The following is a 19,310-nucleotide window of genomic DNA, read 5'->3' on the forward strand; positions in this document are numbered from 1 at the left end:
CAGAATATAAAACTATTTTTGAGTCAAAGACAGTGTAAAATACTTTTATGTACTGTAGTTAAACTTAAAAAAGAAAAATATTCTATGTATCAAGTTGATGAAATTGATTTACAACTACTTCGTTTATTGCAAAAAGACGCAGATATTACTACAAAAGAACTTGCTCAACGTGTAAATCTTACAAATACACCTGTTTTTGATCGCATAAAACGATTAAAAAAAGAAGGTTATATAAAAAAAACAACGGCTGTTTTATGTAGTGAGAAGTTAGATGTTTCTTTAATTGTATTCTGTAATGTGAAGTTAAAGGAACATACCAAAGAAATAGGAAATCAGTTTGTAAAAGATATTATGTTTCTTAAAGAGGTAACAGAATGCTATAATACTTCTGGCGATTTCGATTTTTTATTAAAAGTGATGGTAAAAGATATGAAACATTATCAATCTTTTGTATTACAAAGTTTGGGGTCTGTTAAAGGTATTGGAAGTGCTCATAGTACATTTGTGATGGGAGAAATTAAGAATAACCACGGAATTCCTTTATAATTCTCGTTTTATTTGTTGTAATGTTTTATCAATTTTTTATTTTAGATAAAATTGGGTTGAAATTCTCAATAAAAAGGTTGCTTCTTTTTTCTGTTCCGTTATAAGTTGTATGGTAAGGGTGGTTTAATATTAAACTATCATTAACTACAAATGTTTTCGGGTTTCCAATTAGCTTTAAACCTGTTTTTTTATAAAAATTTATAATATCAGTATTAAACCTATCATCATATTCAGACTCTGCAATAGGAGGGAATGTGATAAATAAATGAGCTCCTTTTTTTTCGATTTCTTTTTTTGCTTTTAAAATATTTTTTTTAAATTCTGTGCTTATTACATGATTGTAATTATATTTTTCATACCTACTTATTTGACTAGCATTCCAAGTTCTTTTTTCATTTTTGTGATGAATATAATCACCTCTTGAATTGTATTTTTTTAAATCGTTGTATAAGTTTGGTTTAAAAAAGGATTTTAATTTTCTGTAAGAAAGTAAAACATTCATTTTAGGAATATTGTAAATAAACTTTATTTTTTGTTTAAAATTTTGATATTTAAAAAAAGAAGAATTATTGTATACCGAAGCTAATTGTGCTGTTGAGATAGAGTTGTCTTGGTCATAATAATTATCAAATTCAGGTCCATAAACAACAATATCTCCTTTTTTTACTTTGTCTGATATATAATTTAAAATAAAGTTAGATTTATGCGATAAAGTAAAAGAGGTATTAAATACTTCTCTATTTAATTTTTTTGAAACTAACTCGGAGTCAAAAGAATTCCCCATGCTAGAACCAGCAATAACGTAAATAGGTTTTTCTATTGTGTTGTTAAAAAAGCTTGCTTTTTTTGTTTCCATTGGAGTAATCCAACTTCCAAGACTCAATAAAATATAAATTATAAGATTAATACTTATAATTATGCTAGATATTAGGAATATTTTGGTTCTAAATTTTTTCATTAAAATTGAAAATATATAAAATCTACTACTTTGTTAGAGACTGTGTAGAATAAGATTGATTGAACAATTATAAAATAGAAAGTATAACGTAAAACTTTATTTTTAATTTTTAAAGTCTCTGTTTTTCTAGAAAACCATTCTAATAATATAAATAGTAAAATTATAAAGTTAAACTTTTCTATTGAACTATTTGTTTGAACAGTATTATAGAAAATTCTAGTTATATAATCTATTGCTGTAGTAACTGTTTCTGCTCTAAAGAATATCCATGCAAATGTTACTAAAATAAATGTTGTTAGCATTTGTAAGAATTCTTTAATAGATGGTAAGTATTTTTCTTGAGCAACAATGCCTGTATTTTTTCTATTTTTATTGGTTAATAATAAAGGTAAAAAAAAGAGTGCATTTAGTCCTCCCCAAAATATAAAAGTCCAATTTGCTCCATGCCAGAAGCCACTAACTAGAAAAATAATAAATACGTTTCTAATTTGTTTAAATTTATTTCCTTTTGAACCTCCTAACGGGATATAAAGATAATCTCTAAACCAAGTAGAAAGAGAAATATGCCAACGCCTCCAAAACTCAGCAATATCTCTAGAGAAATAAGGGTAATTAAAGTTTCTCATTAAGTTAAAACCAAATAGTCTAGAGGTTCCAATAGCGATATCCGAATAACCTGAGAAATCCCCATAAATTTGAAAAGCGAAATAGATGGCGCCTAATATTAATGTTAAACTAGATTGATGTTGATAATCTCCAAAAATTTCATTAGCATACATTGCACAGTTGTCTGCTATTACTATTTTTTTGAATAGTCCCCACAAAATGAGTTTCATTCCAGAAGCTGCTAAATCATAATTAAATGATCTTTTTTGGTAGAACTGAGGTAGTAGATTGGTGGCTCTTTCTATTGGTCCTGCCACGAGTTGTGGGAAAAAAGATACAAAGCTAGCAAAAGCAATAAAATCTTTTGTTGGTTTTAATTTTTTACGATATACATCAATTGAATAACTTAATGTTTGAAAAGTGTAAAAAGAAATACCGACAGGTAATATAACTTGTAAAGAACTTTTATGCATTGTAACACCAAAGTTAGACCATGCATCTACCCAATTGTCAATAAAAAAGTTGAAGTATTTAAAAAAGCCCAGTAAACCTAAATTAAATGCTAAACTTAACCACAAGAGAAGCTTCCTTTTTTGTTGGTTATTTGTTTTGTCTAATCTTACACCAATACTATAATCAACTAAAGTACTTAGTAATATTAAAGATAAAAACCTCCAATCCCACCAGCCATAAAAAATATAGCTAGCTACTAATATTAATAAATTTTGTACTTTTAATTTTTTTAAGACAAACCAATATAGTGTAAAAACAGTAGGTAAAAAGAGTAAAAACTCTAATGAATTAAATAGCATAAGATAGCAGACCTTTATTGCAAAAGTACATTTTTATTATTTTTGTTCTCTTTTTATTTGTTGTAAAGTTTTATTGGTGTTGATGAATTCTGTAATTACTTTATAACGAGTAATGTCTATATCATCTTCAAAATAGCTTGCCCATTTTGTTTCTTTAAATAAAATGGAAATCTGTTTTATTTTTTGTTGCGCTTCTGTTAACGTAAAAAGGGGATTATTTGTTTCATTTTCTTTTTTAGGTTGAATTATCGCTGCTTTCTTATCAAAATCTACATCAATAAAAAATATTTTTTCAGTTGAATTGATAGAGTAGAAGTCTGCCCATTTTGCAAAACCAATTACTATTTGTTGGTTTTTATAATCTTCATTTGCAATTAATTTCCACCTGCAATTGGCAACACGTCCCCAATGATTCGATTTTCTATACACACCTTCTTTGGTATAAAAATACATGCTTTCAGATTTACTTTTATAATTGGTGTCTTCAGGGAATTCAAAGTTTTCTATTTGTTTGAATTCACAAAAAGTATGTTTAAAGAAGTTAGTTTTGTTGTATTGCTTCAAAAGTTTTTTATGATTTAGATCCTTCAGGTTTTTAAAACCTGAAGGATCTCTTTGTTGTTGCAAATTTAACAAAGGAATTTGAATTATCATAGCGATTAAGTAGCCTCACTTGTATATTTTAAAACAAAAAAACGCAATCAAATTAATGATTGCGTTTTAGTATTGTAAGAAAATATGTTTTTCTTTTAGAAGATCCCTCTTTTCATCGGGGTAAGTTCAATAGTGAATTTTGATTTATCAAAATTTTATTTCACTTATTTAACTTCTTCGAAATCTACATCTTCAACATTGTCTCCTTGAGCATCTGCTTCTGGTTGACCTTGTTGTTCAGATCCAGGATTTGCTCCTTCAGCACCACCTTGTGCAGCATACATCTCTTCAGATGCAACTTTCCAAGCTTCATTGATAGTTGCCAATGCAGTATCAATTGATGCTAAATCTTTAGATTCATGTGCAGCTTTTAATTCAACTAAAGCAGCTTCGATTGGTGCTTTTTTATCCGCAGATAATTTATCACCAAATTCTTTTAATTGCTTTTCTGTTTGAAAAATCATAGAATCTGCTTCGTTGATTTTTTCTGCAGTTTCTTTTGCAGCTTTATCAGCATCCGCATTTGCTTCTGCTTCTTCTCTCATTTTCTTGATATCATCTTCAGATAATCCAGAAGACGCTTCAATTCTAATCTCGTGAGATTTGTTTGTTCCTTTGTCTAAAGCAGAAACTTTAATAATACCATTGGCATCAATATCAAAAGTTACTTCTACTTGAGGTACACCTCTCTGTGCTGGTGGTAAACCATCTAAATGGAAACGACCAATTGTGTTGTTATCTGCAGCCATCGCTCTTTCACCTTGTAAAACGTGAATTTCTACTGATGGTTGATTGTCTACAGCTGTAGAGAATACTTGAGATTTTTTTGTAGGAATAGTAGTGTTTGCATCAATTAATTTTGTGAAAACATTCCCCATAGTTTCAATACCTAAAGATAAAGGTGTAACGTCTAATAACAATACATCTTTTACATCTCCAGATAAAACTCCACCTTGAATTGCAGCTCCTAAAGCAACAACTTCATCAGGGTTTACTCCTTTACTTGGTGTTTTTCCGAAGAATTTCTCAACAGCTTCTTGTACCGCAGGTATTCTTGTAGATCCACCAACCAATACGATTTCATCGATATCAGAGATTGTTAAATCTGCATTTCTTAAAGCAGTCTGACAAGGCTCGATAGTTCTTTTTACTAAATCGTCAATTAATTGCTCAAATTTAGATCTAGATAAAGTTCTTACTAAGTGTTTTGGTCCGCTAGCAGTAGCAGTAACATATGGTAAGTTAATTTCAGTAGAAGCAGAAGAAGATAATTCAATCTTCGCTTTTTCTGCAGCTTCTTTTAAACGTTGTAAAGACATTGGATCTTTACGTAAGTCTAAATCTTCATCCGCTTTAAACTCTTCTGCTAACCAGTTAATGATTTTTTCATCAACATCATCACCACCTAAATGTGTATCACCATCTGTAGCTAATACTTCAAAAACTCCGTCTCCTAATTCTAAGATAGAAACATCATGTGTTCCACCACCAAAATCAAAAACAACAATTTTCTTATCATCGTTAGATTTGTCTAAACCATACGCTAAAGCAGCAGCAGTTGGCTCGTTTATAATTCTTTTTACAGCTAAACCTGCAATTTCACCAGCTTCTTTTGTAGCTTGACGTTGTGCATCGTTAAAATATGCTGGTACTGTAATAACTGCTTCAGTAACCTCAGTTCCTAAATAGTCTTCAGCAGTTTTTTTCATTTTTTGTAACACCATTGCAGAAATTTCTTGTGGTGTATATAAACGACCATCAATATCTACTCTAGGTGTATCATTATCTCCTCTTACTACTTTATAAGGAACTCTTCCTGCTTCTTTAGAAGACTCAGAAAATTTGTTACCCATAAAACGTTTAATAGAATAAACAGTTTTTGTTGGGTTTGTTACAGCTTGTCTTTTAGCTGGGTCACCAATTTTACGTTCTCCTCCTTCTACAAAGGCAACGATAGATGGTGTAGTTCTTTTTCCTTCTGCGTTAGGGATTACAACTGGCTCATTTCCTTCCATTACAGAAACACAAGAGTTTGTTGTACCTAAATCAATTCCAATTATTTTACTCATAATATTTATTTTAATAAATTTTAATTCAATTTTACATTTTCTATTAGGCAAATGCTGTGCCAACCCCTTTTTGACTAGCAAATGTCAGTTATTTTAAAAAAATATTTTAAATTGATGTGACATTATGACATAAAGTGTATCTAATATATTGGATAGGAAGAATATTTGAATATAATTTTTAATTCCTTATATTTGGATAGTTCTATTTCAGACAAAGTAAATCTATAAGTTATAAATCTAAAATTCTAAAAAAAATCATGAGTAAATTTGACGAAAAAGTAGCACAGTATTCTAAGTTTATGGACGATAAAGGTCTAAAATATGATTCAGACTTATTAAAAGCTGTAACAAAAGGACTAGGGCCATCTATTTATAAAAAAGATGCCGAAACCGTATCTGGTTCAGATGCAAAAGAATTGTTAACTGTTAAAAATAATTTTTTAATTAAAAAGTTAGGTCTAGCGGATGGTCCAAAATTAGATGAAGCGATTAATAAAGTTGTGGAAACAATTGGTAAATCTGAAAGAAATAAATATAGAGCTGTCGTTTACTATATGTTAGCGGTAGAATTTGGTAAGGAATCGATATATAACTAATATAAAATATATTTTTGATAATAAAATCCAACTCATTGAGTTGGATTTTTTACATTTACCGCTATTCTTAATTAAACCTTACGAATGTCGCAATTTATTAGTGTTTTTGATATGCTCAAAATAGGTGTTGGTCCCTCAAGTTCTCATACACTTGGCCCTTGGCGAGCTGCCGAACAATGGATCCTTCAATTAAAAGAAAATAATAACTTTGATTTGGTTGATGCTATTCAGGTAGATTTATATGGGTCTTTGTCTTTAACAGGAAAAGGACACGCTACCGATTTGGCAATTCAGTTAGGTTTAAGCGGTGCAGATCCAGAATACTTACCTATAGAAAACATTGCTACTATTATTGATGATATTAAAGATAAAAAAGTACTTTCATTAAATGCAGAAAAGGAAGTGCCTTTCTATAAAGAATCAATTGTTTTTAATAGAGCCTTTTTACCTTTTCATGCAAACGGAATTACTTTTAGAGGTTTTTTTAATGGTGATGAAGTTTCTACACAAACGTATTTTTCTATTGGAGGAGGTTTTATTGTGCAAGAAAATGATCATTTAGAAGAAGAAATAGAAATCAATAAAAAGAACTTTCCTTATCCAATCAATAGAGCTTTACAGCTTGAAGAATATTGTGAAAAAGAAAATTTATTAATTTCTGATATTGTTCTTTTAAATGAGTTAGAATTAAATTCTGCAGAACATATAGATAAAGAATTGCACAGAATTTGGGATACGATGTTAGAATGTATGCATACAGGCTGTCATACAGAAGGAAGGCTTCCTGGAGGTTTAAATGTAAAAAGACGTGCTTTTGATACGCATAAAAAATTAATAAAAGATACCAGTTATACAAACCCTAAAGAATGGCTTACTGCCATTAGAAGTACAGAAGTAAAATTTAGAGAGATTTTAAAATGGGTAAGTTGTTTTGCCCTTTCTGTAAATGAAGTAAATGCCGCTTTGGGTAGAGTAGTTACAGCGCCAACAAACGGAAGTGCTGGCGTAATACCTGCTGTTTTAATGTATTATATGGTGATAGAAAATCACGAAGCAGATTTTAGTCACGTTAAAAAGTTCTTATTAACAGCTGGCGAAATAGGGAGTATTTTTAAGAAAAATGCTACAATCTCTGCAGCAATGGGAGGTTGTCAGGCAGAAATAGGAGTGTCTTCTGCAATGGCAGCAGCTGCTTTAACAGAATTATTAGGCGGTACAGCAGCACAATGTTTGTCGGCTGCAGAAATTGCTATGGAACATCATTTAGGTTTAACCTGCGATCCTATTGCAGGTTTGGTACAAGTGCCTTGTATAGAACGTAATTCTATGGGTGCTATAAAAGCAATTCATGCCGCAGAAATTGCCTTAGAAACAGATCCAAAAGAAGCTTTGGTACATTTAGACAGTGTAATAGATACAATGTGGGAAACCGCAAAAGACATGAACAAAAATTACAAAGAAACGTCGGAAGGTGGTTTGGCAGTTACGGTTAGAATTGTAGATTGTTAATCATTTTGTAGGCAGTTTACAGTCTGTTTGTAACTGTTTACTGAAGACTGTTAACTGCGTACTGAATACCCTAAACTATTTTTACCTTGTAAAAACCAAATCATTTCCAGAAGACAATTCTTCAGAGAAACGGTATTTATCAACATTAAAACCTTTTAAATCTTCTATAGTTTTAACGTTGTTATCTATAATATAGCGCACCATTAGACCACGAGCCTTTTTAGCGTAGGTCATCACAATTTTATATTCTCCGTTTTTAAAATCTTTAAAAACAGGTGTAATCATTGGTACTTTTAAAACCTTTTTAGGAATTACTTTAAAGTATTCTGTACTTGCTAAATTTACTAATAATTCACCATCTTCTAATTCGTCATTCAAAGCATTGGCAACAGTATCGTCCCAAAATTTATACAAATTATCTTTGGTACCTACTTTTAAACGAGTTCCCATTTCTAAACGGTAAGGCTGAATTAAATCTAAAGGTTTTAATAAGCCATACAAACCAGATAGAATCCTTAAGTTATTTTGTAATAATGGTATTTTCTCTTCTTCAATAGAATTCACATCAATTCCTTGAAAAACGGCACCTGTAAATGCATAAATAGCTTGTTTTGCATTTTCGGTTGTAAAAGGAGTTGACCAAGATTGATTTCTATCATAATTTAAAGCAGACAAATCATCAGAAATTTTCATCAATTCAGATAAGTTTTTCTTAGAAAGTGTTTTTAGTTTCTTATTTAACTTTTCAGATTGGTCTAAAAAACGAGGTTGCGTATGCAAACTTGTTGGTACTTTACTTTCGAAATCTAAAGATTTTGCTGGTGATATTATGATTTTCATTGTATGCTTTTTATTGTAGTGTAAAAATACAATGGATAAGATAAATCGCAAACTTTTTAATAATGTAATAACTGATACTTAAATAATAATTGTTTATATCTGTTTTTTAGTTAGTTTTAAGTCTTAAAATCGACCAAGATAACATGGGCAAATCTTTACTTTTTTTACCGGATATTTCAGGATTTACAGAATTTGTTCAAACCACAGAAGTGGAACACAGTCAGCATGTAATTTCAGAATTATTAGAAGTTTTAATAGCAGCAAATACAGAAGAGTTACAGTTAGCAGAAGTAGAGGGTGATGCTTTATTTTTTTATAAAGAAAATGATGTGCCGTCTTTAGAACGATTATTGGCTTTGTCAGAACATATATTTACCGCGTTTTATAGTCATTTAAAATTATTAGAAAAAAATAGAATCTGTCCTTGTAGTGCTTGTTCTTCTGCTCCTAAATTACAATTAAAAATTATTGCACATTGTGGCGAATTACAGTTTTTAACGGTTCAGAATAATAAAAAACCCTTTGGTAGTGAGGTTATTGAGGCGCATCGTTTAATGAAAAATTCTGTTGATAGCGATAATTATGTTTTGTTTAGTAAAGAGTTAGCAAATACTATTGGTTTGTCTGGCAATTATCAATCAAAATTATACAAATTTGAAGAAGGGACTGATATTTATGATGGTAAGCGATTAGATTATTTATTTTCTGTTATTGATAATAATAACTTAAAATTGAGATCATTTCTTACTGCTAATAAAGTTGTTTTTAACAAACCACCAAGTTTTATTCTAGAGAAGGAGTTTCCTGTTTCTGCTGCAGAATTGTTAGAAACTTTAACAAATTATGGGTACAGAAGTAAATGGAAGGAAGGTGTTGATGAAATTATATTTAATGTAAATGAAGTAACAAGATTAGGTTCTGAGCATGTGTGTGTGGTTAATGAAAAACATTTAGATTTTGTGGTAATCACTAAAGAAGTGAAACCAGGACAGTTGGTGTATGGAGAAATGACTAAGAGTCCAGTTCCTTTAGATGCATTATATCAATTTTATATTATAACATCATTAAGTGCTGATCGTTGTAAGTTGGTTCTAGAAACGTATTTAGAAGCAAAATCACCTTTAAAAAAGTTGGCTATTTTCTTAATAGTAAAAGCTGTGTTTAAGAAAAATGTAGCAAAAGGAATAGATACATTATTTGAATTACTAAGTTCTAAAAATGCAGTAAGTGAAACGATGTATGCAAAATAGATTTTGCGTATAATTGTTTGAATATAATTGAATTATAAAATAAAACAGCGATTTGTATCAAAATACAAATCGCTGTTTTATTTTATAAAATGGAAAGTAAAGCTATTTACTCTAAATCTACATCTTTAGAATTCTCAGAGTAGGTTCTCCATTTTTCTAGACATTCTGTAATATCTGTAGGTACTTCAGAATTAAAACGCATAAATTCTCCCGTTTTTGGGTGCGTAAACCCTAATGTTTTAGCATGTAGCGCTTGTCTAGGTAACACTTTAAAACAGTTATTTACAAATTGCTTGTATTTGGTAAATGTTGTTCCTTTTAAAATATCATCTCCACCATAACGCTCATCGTTAAAAAGTGTGTGTCCAATATGTTTAAAGTGTGCTCTAATTTGGTGCGTTCTTCCTGTTTCTAATTTACATTGCACTAATGTTACGTATGTTAAACGCTCTAAAACTTTATAATGTGTAACTGCATGTTTTCCAAAATCACCATCAGGAAAAACAGACATTTGTAAACGATTTTTTAAACTACGTCCTATATTTCCTTCAATAGTACCTTCATCTTCTTCTACATTTCCCCAAACTAAAGCATAATATAAACGCTCTGTAGTTCTGTCGAAAAACTGTTTAGATAAATGAGCTAAGGCAAATTCGGTTTTTGCAACCACTAATAAACCACTAGTGTCTTTATCAATTCTATGCACCAAACCTGGTCTTTCGTTAGAATTGGTTGGTAAGTTTTCTATATGATGAATTAAGCCATTCACCAAGGTACCAGAATAATTTCCGTGACCAGGATGTACTACCATACCTGCAGGTTTGTTCACTACAATTACTGTGTCATCTTCATAAACGATGTCTAAAGGAATGTCTTCTGCCACCAATAAATTTTCTGCTGGTGGATATGCTAAAACAACTCTAACTACATCGTTTGGTTTTACTTTATGATTCGATTTTACAATGGCATCATTCACCAAAATATTTCCTGCTTTTGCAGCTTGTTGAATTTTATTTCTGGTGGCGTTTTCTACAAAATTCATCAAAAATTTATCAACTCTTAAAGGTTCTTGCCCTTCACTAGCTGTAAATCTGTGATGTTCGTATAAATCGTCGTTTTCTATATCTTGAGGTTGATTTTCTTGCAAAATTTATTTTTTAAGTCGAAGTGGATATTCATCGAATATCAACCTTTAACAGTTTAATTTTTTATTTTTGAATACTAAATACTGAATACTAGTTTCCGTTTCCGTCACCTAAAACTAAGTCTACGATAGAGTTTAGAGGTAATTTATCTCCGTGATTTAGAATTTCTCCTTTGTAGCGTAATCCACGTACAACATCTTTACCAATATCTCTAACAGAAATTGGGTTTGTACCAATATTAAAACCAATAGAGCGTAAATGAGAAGTAGCTTGTCTTTTTGTTCTTCCGTTTAAATCTGGAACAGTAACATCTCTATATTTAGAAGGATTTAAGGTTAAGTAAATTTTACGTTTTTCTTTTACAAAATCTCCTGTTTCTGGAGATTGCTCAATTACAGATTTTTTTGGATAATCTGGATTATAACTCGCGCTATCTATAACAATAAAATCTAGATTTAATTCTTCTAACTTTAGTTTTACATTTTCTAAAGACATTTTATGCAAGTTAGGAACTTGAATTTTTTGATCGTGATTGGTAGAATAGCCTAACCAATATTTTAAAGCAAAAATAAAGACCAACAAACCTATACCTGCAATAATAACTTGTATAAAGAAGGACTTACTTTTAATAAATTGAAAAACACTCATTTTTTGATTTTTAGAACGCACAAAGATATAAAAACTAAACGTTGCTATTTCTATAATTATTTTGATAAATTTGTTTTATTATTTTAGAATTTATGAAACAGAATATTGCAATTGTAATGGGTGGTTATTCATCCGAAGTTAATATTTCGCTTACCAGCGGAAATGTAGTGTACAAGCACTTAAATAAAGAGAAATACAATCCGTATAGAGTCCATATTTTAAAAGATAAATGGGTTGCTTTAGATGATGATAATCAAGTATATCCTATAAATAGAAGCGATTTTTCTTTTTCATTGAATGGTACTTCTGTTATTTTCGATTGTGTTTTTAACGCAATACATGGCGCGCCCGGAGAAAACGGAACCTTGTTAGCGTATTTTAATTTGATCAATTTAAAACACACTTCTGCACCTTTTTATCAAATGGCATTAACATTTAATAAGCGAGATACTTTAAGTGTTGTGAAAGAATATGGCATTAAAACGGCCGTTTCTGTGTACTTAAATAAAGGAGATGTTGTAGATTTAGATGCTATAATTAACAAAGTAGGGTTGCCTTGTTTTGTAAAACCTAATAATGCGGGATCTAGTTACGGAATTTCTAAAGCGCACACAAAAGCAGAAATGTTACCTGCTCTAGAAAAAGCATATAAAGAAGATTCAGAGATTTTAATTGAATCTTTTTTAGACGGACCAGAAGTTTCTGTTGGTGTAATTCATTATAAAGGAAAAACTACAGTATTACCAATTACAGAGATTGTTACAGAAAATGATTTCTTTGATTATGAGGCTAAATACGAAGGGAAATCTCAAGAGATTACTCCTGCTAGAATTTCTGATGAAGAAAAAATGAAAGTAGAAGAAATAGCAAAAAAGGTATATAAAATTTTAAATATGTCTGGTTTTTCACGTTCAGAATATATTTTAGTCAACGGAGAACCACATTTCTTAGAAATGAATACGGTACCAGGTTTAACCGAAGAAAGTATCTTACCACAACAAGCAAAAGTGGCAGGTATTTCTTTAGAAGAGTTATTTGAAAGTGCGATTGAGTCGGCTTTTATATAGAAACAAGATTTTTTAGAATCACGAGACATGCAGATCACTGTTATGGGGTTTGATGCAAGATGATGTTGAACCACGAAGCAAGATGATCACTGTTGTGTGGTTGAAATAGTTTGTTTTTGAAACAAGACGTAAAAACTAATTTATGTATATTGTAGAAACCAGAATAATTCTTGGTTATCGGTTCAAAAATATCATGATTCAAAAAAATCTAAAAACATCAAATAAAAAAAATGAAAAGAGCAATTTTTCCAGGATCATTTGATCCAATAACATTAGGTCATTTTGATATCATTGCAAGAGGTGTAAAATTGTTTGATGAACTAATTATTGCCATTGGTGTAAATGCGGATAAAAAATATATGTTCACTTTAGAAGAACGTAAAAAATTTATTGAAGACTGTTTTGCACACGAACCAAAAATAAAAGTGGTTACTTATAAAGGGTTGACAGTTCATTTTTGTCAAGAAAATAATGTCGATTTTATTTTAAGAGGTTTAAGAAATCCCGCAGATTTTGAGTTCGAGAAAGCAATAGCGCATACCAATAGAGATTTAGCACCTATAGAAACCGTTTTCTTACTAACCGCAGCAAGCACCTCTTATATTTCTTCATCTATTGTAAGGGATGTAATTAGAAATGATGGAGATTACACAAAATTAGTTCCTAAAACAGTAAGAATTAAATAAATATGTGTAGACCACCTTTTAGAGTATTTTTTTTAGTTACTATTTTACTGTTGCTATTTTCTTGTGATCAATTATCCAAAGAAAAAAAAGATTTTACAACGCTTTTCGAAAAGTCTAACGGAACCGAAACGCCAGAATACAAAGACATCATTTCATATTATAAAGGTTTAGCTGAAGCGCATTCTTCTATATCTTTATTTTCATTCGGACAAACAGATTCCGGAGAACCTTTGCACCTGGTTGTTTATAATAGAGAAGGAGTTTTTAATGTGGATGAAATTAAAAAATCATCCAAAAATAGAATTCTCATCAACAACGGAATTCATCCCGGAGAATCCGACGGAATTGATGCATCCATGTTGTTGCTTAGAGATATTGTAGAAAATGATTCTTTAATAGAAAAGTATAAAAATACTGTTATTTGTGTAATTCCTGTGTATAATGTTGGCGGTTCTTTAAATAGAAATTCGCACACAAGAGCCAATCAAAATGGCCCAAATGTATACGGATTTAGAGGGAATGCAAGAAATTATGATTTAAATAGAGATTTTATAAAACAAGACTCTAGAAATTCAGCAGCTTTTGCAGCAGTATTTCATACTGTAAATCCGGATGTTTTTATAGATAATCACGTAAGTAATGGAGCTGATTATCAATATGCAATTACTCATTTATTTACCCAACACAATAAACTAGGCGGTAAGTTAGGTAACTTTTTAGAAACCAAAATGCGTCCGAGTATAGAGAATTCACTAGAGCAAAAAGGAATTTCAATTACACCTTATGTAAATGTTTGGGGTACTACGCCAGAAGCAGGTTTTTCTCAGTTTTTCGATTCTCCTAGATATTCAACAGGATACACAACCTTGTTTAATACTTTAGGATTGATGGTAGAAACACACATGTTAAAACCTTATAAAGTAAGGGTAGAACAAACGTATGAATTGTTGTTTTCTGCGTTAGATTTTACAGAAGATAATGCTGATAAAATTAAAGAATTAAGAGCGAATGCTGTTGATGAGGTATTGGCACAGAAAACCTATCCTATCACTTTTAAGGTTGATACTGAAAACCCTACAGAATTACAATTTAAAGGCTACGAGGCAGAGTATATCGATAGCAAAGTAACTACAGGAAAACGTTTGTTTTATGATACTACAAAACCATATACAAAACCTGTGAAATATTATAATAATTTTGTGGAGACTCAGTCTGTAGAAATTCCGAAAGGGTATATTTTAGAACAAGGTTGGCATAAAGTTGTAGAGCGATTAAAAAACAATCAAATAGAATTTACGCGTTTTAAAAACGATACAATCATAACGGTTAAAGTAGATCATATTGATAAGTTTGAAACTCGAAAAACAGCCTATGAAGGTCATTATTTACATTATAATACTACGGTAAAAACAGCAACTCAAGATTTTCAATTTAGAAAGGGAGATATTTATATTCCTACAAACCAAAATGGAGTTCGGTATTTGCTAGAAACGTTGGAAGCTGCAGCAGCCGATTCGTTTTTTAATTGGAATTTTTTCGACACTGTTTTACAACAAAAAGAAGGATATTCTGCTTATGTTTTTGAAGATATTGCAGCCTCTTTTTTAGCTGAAAATCCATCAGTAGAAAAAGAGTTTTTAGAAAAACGGAATACAGATACCGAGTTTGCAAATAATCCAAGAGCTCAACTAGATTTTATTTACAAGAAATCACCTCATTACGAACCAGCACATTTACGTTTGCCAATTTTTAAAATATTTTAAATTATGAAAGCACTACCAATCGTTTTGTTATCCCTATTTTTCTTCGGATGTAAATCTGAAAAAGTTAAAACAACAACAACAAACACAGATGTCAAGACTAATTCCTTTTATGTTGGTACGTATACTAATAAAGATTCTAAAGGAATTTATAAATACCAACTTTCTGAGAAAGGAGAATTACAAAAAATAGGCTTGGTTGCAGAAACGATAAATCCTACTTTTTTAACAAAATCTAACGATGATAAAACTCTTTTTGCAGTGGAAGAAACCAATGTAAACGGAACAGGTTTTATAAAATCGTATAAAATTGAAAGCGATTCTTTACTATTGATAAGTAACGAAAAATCTGGTGGAGCAGGTCCTTGTTTTGTTGCTATAAATGATGATAATTATTTGGTTACGGCAAATTACGGTGGCGGAAGTGTTGGTTTGTTAAAAGCAGATGCTTCTGGTAAATTGTCAGAATTATTAAATGTGCAACAACATATTGGTAAAGGAACAACAGACAGACAAAAAGGTCCTCATGCACATTCTGCTTGGTTTCATCCAGCAAAAAAAGAAGTTATTTCTGTAGATTTAGGAACCAATGAATTGTTTTTTTCTAAGATTGATGAAGATAAACTTGTTTATACAAAGCAAAAGTCTTTAAAAATGGCAGAAGGAGCAGGTCCAAGACATGTAACGTTTCATCCAAATAATAAATGGATTTATGTTTTAAATGAATTAGACAATACGGTTTCTTTGGTAAAAGAAAAAGAGGAAGCGTATTTTGTAGATTTTACAATTTCTACCTTGCCAGAAGAGTTTACGGAGTTTAGCAAAGCAGCAGATATTCATATTTCTAAAGACGGAAAGTTTTTGTATGCTTCCAATCGCGGACATGAATCTATTGTAATTTATGAAGTAAATGCTGAAGATGGAACGTTAACGATAATTGGTTACGAACCTGTTTTAGGAAAAAATCCTCGTAATTTTTCGTTGTCTCCAGATGAACAATTCTTATTAGTTGCAAATCAAGATACCGATAATATAATTTCGTTTAAAAGAGATATTACTACGGGCAAGTTAACTTTTGTAAGTGAGATTACTGCTCCAATGCCAGTTTGTATTTTATTTTAGCTTGTAGTAGTTACAATTCAGTTAATGCATTTTCTGACTGATTTTGTCAAAGACTTTTTAGCGTGGTAAAAATCTTTCGATAACCTCAGGAGTACATTGTGAATTTAAATTCAGATACATTATAACATACAACTTATGTTTACTATGTGTCTATTTTTTTAGAGAGTTATCGGATTATACTCAATGCTAGTGCGAGCTTCTCGCTCGTACTTTCTGATTTCTATTTACAAAAAAAAATATATAGATTGTTATCCGAGAATTATTGTCGATTGCACGAGCGTGACGCTCGCGTTAGCGGATATTTATATATGACATGTACAATTAAAATGGTTTTAATTTTATAACATACAACTTATGTTTACTATGTGTCAATTTTTTCAAGAGTTATCGGATTATACGCAATGCAAGTGCGAGCATCTTGCTCGTACTTTCTGATTTCTATTTACAAAAAAAAATATATAGATTGTTATCCGAGAATTATTGTCGATTGCACGAGCTTAGCGCTCTCGTTAGCGGATATTTATATATGACATGTACATTTAAAATGGTTTTAATTTTATAACATACAACTTATGTTTACTATGTGTCAATTTTTTCAAGAGTTATCGGATTATACGCAATGCTAGTGCGAGCGTCTCGCTCGTACTTTCTGATTTCTATTTACAAAAAAAAGCATAGATTGTTAACCGAGAATTATTGTCGATTGCACGAGTGTAACGCTCGCGTTAGCGGATATTTATATATGACATGTATAATTAAAATGGTTTTAATTTTATAACATACAACTTATGTTTACTATGTGTCAATTTTTTCAAGAGTTATCGGATTATACGCAATGCTAGTGCGAGCTTCTCGCTCGTACTTTCTGATTTCTATTTACAAAAAAAGCATAGATTGTTAACCGAGAATTATTGTCGATTGCACGAGTGTAACGCTCGCGTTAGCGGATATTTATATATGACATGTACAATTAAAATGGTTTTAATTTTATAACATAAAAACTATGTTTTCTATGTATTTATGTGGTCAATTTTTTTAATCGTTATCAGTTAAAACTCAATGGAGTGCTATTGTGAGCGTCTCGCTCGTACTTTGTCATGTATACTATGTGCCTATGTGTTCAGCTTTTTTTAAGTGTTGTTAGTTCGAGTATAGTTGAGAACAATTCGATATTTAACGAAGTAGAAAATTATTTTATTCGTAACTTGTAATCTCTAAAATCAATTTTAAAATAACACATGCTTTTAATTTTAATTAATTGGATTTATATTTTTATATCCTCCTTAAGCTTTGGTTTTTTATTAAAAAAACTATTTAAAATTGACAATCATAATTTTACCATCCACCATATTTTAGGATTATTCTCTATTACGCTATTTAGCTGGTCGTATGCTTTTTTCTTTCCTTTAGATATTGTTTTTTATGCAATAATGAATTGTATAAACATTGCAGGTATGTTTTATTTTAAAAGAGAATTTAAAATGCAATTGAACCAATGTAAGATAAGTTGGTTGTCATTTAGTAAAACATACAAATTTGGATTCCTTTTTATTTTTATCATTGCTTTGGCAATGTCTTCGGTTACACCTTCTATTTTTGATAATGAAAGTTATTATATACAAACCATTAAGTGGTTAAATGAATATGGTTTTGTAAAAGGATTGGGTAATTTACATATCTTTTTTGCCCAAACATCTAGTTGGCATATTTTACAAGCAGCGTTTACTTTTCCGTTTTTAGAAACGAATTTTAACGATTTGAATGGTTTCTTTTTAATCGTCTTTTCTTTTTACTGTTTTCAGCAGTTGTGTCAATTTAAGTCAACCAAAAAAATACATCAATTATATATAGGAAGTGTGTTGATTGGTTTGCCTTTTATGATATTTTTTATCAACGCACCATCTCCAGATTTACCGGTATTTTTAATCAGTCAGTTGTTGTTTTATCTTTTTATGAAATATTTTAATAAGATTGATTACTCTAATTTTATTCTCATTCTATTACTCACAATTTTCTTGTGTGTTATTAAAATCACAACGTGTGTATTGGTTTTATTACCATTAATTTTATTTGTAAAACATTATAAAGTGCTGAAAATTAATTTAGTGAGGCCAATTGTCTTCTCACTTTTTGTAGTTGGATTGTTTTTAATGAAAAACGTTGTTCTAACGGGCTACTTGTTATATCCGTTACAAATTTTAGATGTTCTAAATGTAGATTGGAAAGTACCAACAGCACTTATTCAATTGTTTAAAGTGGGTACGTATAATGCTGCTTTTGATTATCAAGATTTAAACAGTCTTTCTACTTATCAGTTATTTATTGCGTGGATAACCTCGTTTAAATTCAATGGAATTATCAATATCATATTTGTGGTTTTATTGGTGTCTTTTCCTTTTTTATGGTATTTAAAAAGCAAAGAAAAGTCAGTTTTTATTTTGTATTTAATTGGTGTTTTAAACTTTGTATTGGCTTGGGTTTTCTCTCCACAATATCGATTCTTCTTTTTTTACATGTTATTCTTTGCCATGCAAATTTGTGTTTGGTTTTTTAGAAAAGAAAAAATAATCATGCTGTTTACCTACTTGAGTTTGTTGCTAAGTTTGGTTCCTTTTTTAACCGAATTAAAATTAAGTAATTATACTACCATTAAAAAAACGAATATAAAAACAAGTCTGTTAAAACCAAAAAACATTTTACAACCAAATGTAAATTCTAGCATGAGTACCGACTTTGAGCAACATATAGAAAACGGATTTCATTACAATTCACCTACAAAAAAAAGTTATTTCTGGACAGTAGGAGATATTCCTTTACCTGCGGTTAATGTTAAACAAATTTCTTTTATAAAAGAGCACTATAAAATTGTTCCTAGTTTAAGAACAGGGGATTTTGAAGATGGTTTTAAGAGTGTTGATAGTGAGTAGTTGGTTGTTTTAATCGAAAAATCTATGTTCTATTTTTTAGATACTAAGTTGTGTGATTTTTCATAATAATTAAAATATTATTAACTAATAAATTATTTATAATAGAAAAAAAACT

At 30.2% G+C, this 19,310-nt stretch carries 16 protein-coding genes; 9 read left to right on the forward strand and 7 right to left on the reverse strand.

Annotation, left to right across the window (positions count from 1 at the left end; all coding sequences use genetic code 11):
• Window positions 1-84: 84 nt before the first annotated feature.
• Entirely contained in the window at window positions 85-546 is a 462-nt protein-coding gene (locus tag H0I28_RS00870) for an Lrp/AsnC family transcriptional regulator (protein ID WP_165733172.1), read from the forward strand.
• Between the two features lie 28 nt (window positions 547-574).
• Here H0I28_RS00870 and H0I28_RS00875 read toward each other — a convergent pair whose 3' ends face one another.
• The 4 genes from H0I28_RS00875 to dnaK all read right to left on the reverse strand — a co-directional run bounded on the left by H0I28_RS00875 (window position 575) and on the right by dnaK (window position 5,645).
• Window positions 575-1,402 carry a hypothetical protein gene (locus tag H0I28_RS00875; protein ID WP_218760103.1) on the reverse strand — a complete coding sequence of 276 codons (828 nt, stop codon included), beginning with the start codon at window positions 1,400-1,402 and terminating at the stop codon, window positions 575-577.
• Between the two features lie 101 nt (window positions 1,403-1,503).
• Window positions 1,504-2,922 carry an MBOAT family protein gene (locus tag H0I28_RS00880; RefSeq protein WP_218760104.1) on the reverse strand — a complete coding sequence of 473 codons (1,419 nt, stop codon included), beginning with the start codon at window positions 2,920-2,922 and terminating at the stop codon, window positions 1,504-1,506.
• 36 nt (window positions 2,923-2,958) lie between these two features.
• Window positions 2,959-3,486 (reverse strand): hypothetical protein, encoded by a 528-nt coding sequence (locus tag H0I28_RS00885; protein ID WP_218760105.1) that lies wholly within the window; start codon window positions 3,484-3,486, stop codon window positions 2,959-2,961.
• A gap of 254 nt (window positions 3,487-3,740) precedes the next feature.
• Window positions 3,741-5,645, reverse strand: a complete 1,905-nt coding sequence (gene dnaK, locus H0I28_RS00890; protein WP_218760107.1) for a molecular chaperone DnaK — start codon at window positions 5,643-5,645, stop codon at window positions 3,741-3,743.
• 257 nt (window positions 5,646-5,902) lie between these two features.
• On the opposite strand from dnaK, the gene H0I28_RS00895 reads away from it, so the two are divergent.
• The gene (locus H0I28_RS00895; RefSeq protein WP_218732835.1) at window positions 5,903-6,241 is read left to right on the forward strand and encodes a DUF2853 family protein; all 339 of its coding nucleotides are present in this window, start codon (window positions 5,903-5,905) and stop codon (window positions 6,239-6,241) included.
• Window positions 6,242-6,325: 84 nt separating this feature from the next.
• The gene (locus tag H0I28_RS00900) at window positions 6,326-7,750 is read left to right on the forward strand and encodes an L-serine ammonia-lyase (protein ID WP_218760109.1); all 1,425 of its coding nucleotides are present in this window, start codon (window positions 6,326-6,328) and stop codon (window positions 7,748-7,750) included.
• A gap of 81 nt (window positions 7,751-7,831) precedes the next feature.
• Here H0I28_RS00900 and yaaA read toward each other — a convergent pair whose 3' ends face one another.
• A complete protein-coding gene (yaaA, locus tag H0I28_RS00905) occupies window positions 7,832-8,590 on the reverse strand; it encodes a peroxide stress protein YaaA (RefSeq protein ID WP_218760111.1) in 759 nt (252 codons plus the stop codon).
• Between the two features lie 143 nt (window positions 8,591-8,733).
• Between yaaA and H0I28_RS00910 the strand changes: the two genes are divergently transcribed.
• Window positions 8,734-9,840 (forward strand): DUF2652 domain-containing protein, encoded by a 1,107-nt coding sequence (locus H0I28_RS00910; RefSeq protein ID WP_218760112.1) that lies wholly within the window; start codon window positions 8,734-8,736, stop codon window positions 9,838-9,840.
• 106 nt (window positions 9,841-9,946) lie between these two features.
• Here the strand turns inward: H0I28_RS00910 and H0I28_RS00915 are convergent, their stop codons facing one another.
• Both H0I28_RS00915 and H0I28_RS00920 read right to left on the reverse strand, forming a co-directional pair.
• On the reverse strand, window positions 9,947-10,987 hold the full coding sequence (locus H0I28_RS00915) for an RluA family pseudouridine synthase (RefSeq protein ID WP_218732839.1): 1,041 nt from the start codon (window positions 10,985-10,987) through the stop codon (window positions 9,947-9,949).
• Window positions 10,988-11,075: 88 nt separating this feature from the next.
• On the reverse strand, window positions 11,076-11,633 hold the full coding sequence (locus tag H0I28_RS00920; protein WP_218732840.1) for a PASTA domain-containing protein: 558 nt from the start codon (window positions 11,631-11,633) through the stop codon (window positions 11,076-11,078).
• 92 nt (window positions 11,634-11,725) lie between these two features.
• Here H0I28_RS00920 and H0I28_RS00925 point away from each other — a divergent pair, with 92 nt between their 5' ends.
• The 5 genes from H0I28_RS00925 (at window position 11,726) to H0I28_RS00945 (ending at window position 19,195) form a co-directional block, all read left to right on the forward strand.
• Window positions 11,726-12,700 (forward strand): D-alanine--D-alanine ligase, encoded by a 975-nt coding sequence (locus H0I28_RS00925; RefSeq protein WP_218760114.1) that lies wholly within the window; start codon window positions 11,726-11,728, stop codon window positions 12,698-12,700.
• A 230-nt stretch (window positions 12,701-12,930) separates the two neighbouring features.
• The gene (gene coaD / locus H0I28_RS00930) at window positions 12,931-13,386 is read left to right on the forward strand and encodes a pantetheine-phosphate adenylyltransferase (protein ID WP_165732860.1); all 456 of its coding nucleotides are present in this window, start codon (window positions 12,931-12,933) and stop codon (window positions 13,384-13,386) included.
• Window positions 13,387-13,388: 2 nt separating this feature from the next.
• Window positions 13,389-15,149: a M14 family metallopeptidase gene (locus tag H0I28_RS00935; RefSeq protein ID WP_218760116.1), complete on the forward strand. Its 1,761-nt coding sequence runs from the start codon at window positions 13,389-13,391 to the stop codon at window positions 15,147-15,149.
• A gap of 3 nt (window positions 15,150-15,152) precedes the next feature.
• Complete coding sequence (locus H0I28_RS00940) at window positions 15,153-16,268, forward strand: lactonase family protein (protein WP_218760118.1); 1,116 nt, start codon at window positions 15,153-15,155, stop codon at window positions 16,266-16,268.
• A 1,238-nt stretch (window positions 16,269-17,506) separates the two neighbouring features.
• Window positions 17,507-19,195 carry a hypothetical protein gene (locus H0I28_RS00945; protein ID WP_218760120.1) on the forward strand — a complete coding sequence of 563 codons (1,689 nt, stop codon included), beginning with the start codon at window positions 17,507-17,509 and terminating at the stop codon, window positions 19,193-19,195.
• Window positions 19,196-19,310: the final 115 nt, after the last annotated feature.

The sequence above is a fragment of the Polaribacter sp. AHE13PA genome (assembly GCF_019278505.1).
Lineage (GTDB): Bacteria > Bacteroidota > Bacteroidia > Flavobacteriales > Flavobacteriaceae > Polaribacter.

Excerpts from the sequence above, each read along its gene's own strand:
- H0I28_RS00870 (WP_165733172.1), top strand. The coding sequence starts at position 85 with ATGTATCAAGTTGATGAAATTGATTTACAACTACTTCGTTTATTGCAA.
- H0I28_RS00875 (WP_218760103.1), bottom strand. The coding sequence starts at position 1,402 with ATGGAAACAAAAAAAGCAAGCTTTTTTAACAACACAATAGAAAAACCT.
- H0I28_RS00880 (WP_218760104.1), bottom strand. The coding sequence starts at position 2,922 with ATGCTATTTAATTCATTAGAGTTTTTACTCTTTTTACCTACTGTTTTT.
- dnaK (WP_218760107.1), bottom strand. The coding sequence starts at position 5,645 with ATGAGTAAAATAATTGGAATTGATTTAGGTACAACAAACTCTTGTGTT.
- H0I28_RS00895 (WP_218732835.1), top strand. The coding sequence starts at position 5,903 with ATGAGTAAATTTGACGAAAAAGTAGCACAGTATTCTAAGTTTATGGAC.
- H0I28_RS00900 (WP_218760109.1), top strand. The coding sequence starts at position 6,326 with ATGTCGCAATTTATTAGTGTTTTTGATATGCTCAAAATAGGTGTTGGT.
- yaaA (WP_218760111.1), bottom strand. The coding sequence starts at position 8,590 with ATGAAAATCATAATATCACCAGCAAAATCTTTAGATTTCGAAAGTAAA.
- H0I28_RS00910 (WP_218760112.1), top strand. The coding sequence starts at position 8,734 with ATGGGCAAATCTTTACTTTTTTTACCGGATATTTCAGGATTTACAGAA.
- H0I28_RS00920 (WP_218732840.1), bottom strand. The coding sequence starts at position 11,633 with ATGAGTGTTTTTCAATTTATTAAAAGTAAGTCCTTCTTTATACAAGTT.
- H0I28_RS00925 (WP_218760114.1), top strand. The coding sequence starts at position 11,726 with ATGAAACAGAATATTGCAATTGTAATGGGTGGTTATTCATCCGAAGTT.
- coaD (WP_165732860.1), top strand. The coding sequence starts at position 12,931 with ATGAAAAGAGCAATTTTTCCAGGATCATTTGATCCAATAACATTAGGT.
- H0I28_RS00935 (WP_218760116.1), top strand. The coding sequence starts at position 13,389 with ATGTGTAGACCACCTTTTAGAGTATTTTTTTTAGTTACTATTTTACTG.
- H0I28_RS00940 (WP_218760118.1), top strand. The coding sequence starts at position 15,153 with ATGAAAGCACTACCAATCGTTTTGTTATCCCTATTTTTCTTCGGATGT.
- H0I28_RS00945 (WP_218760120.1), top strand. The coding sequence starts at position 17,507 with ATGCTTTTAATTTTAATTAATTGGATTTATATTTTTATATCCTCCTTA.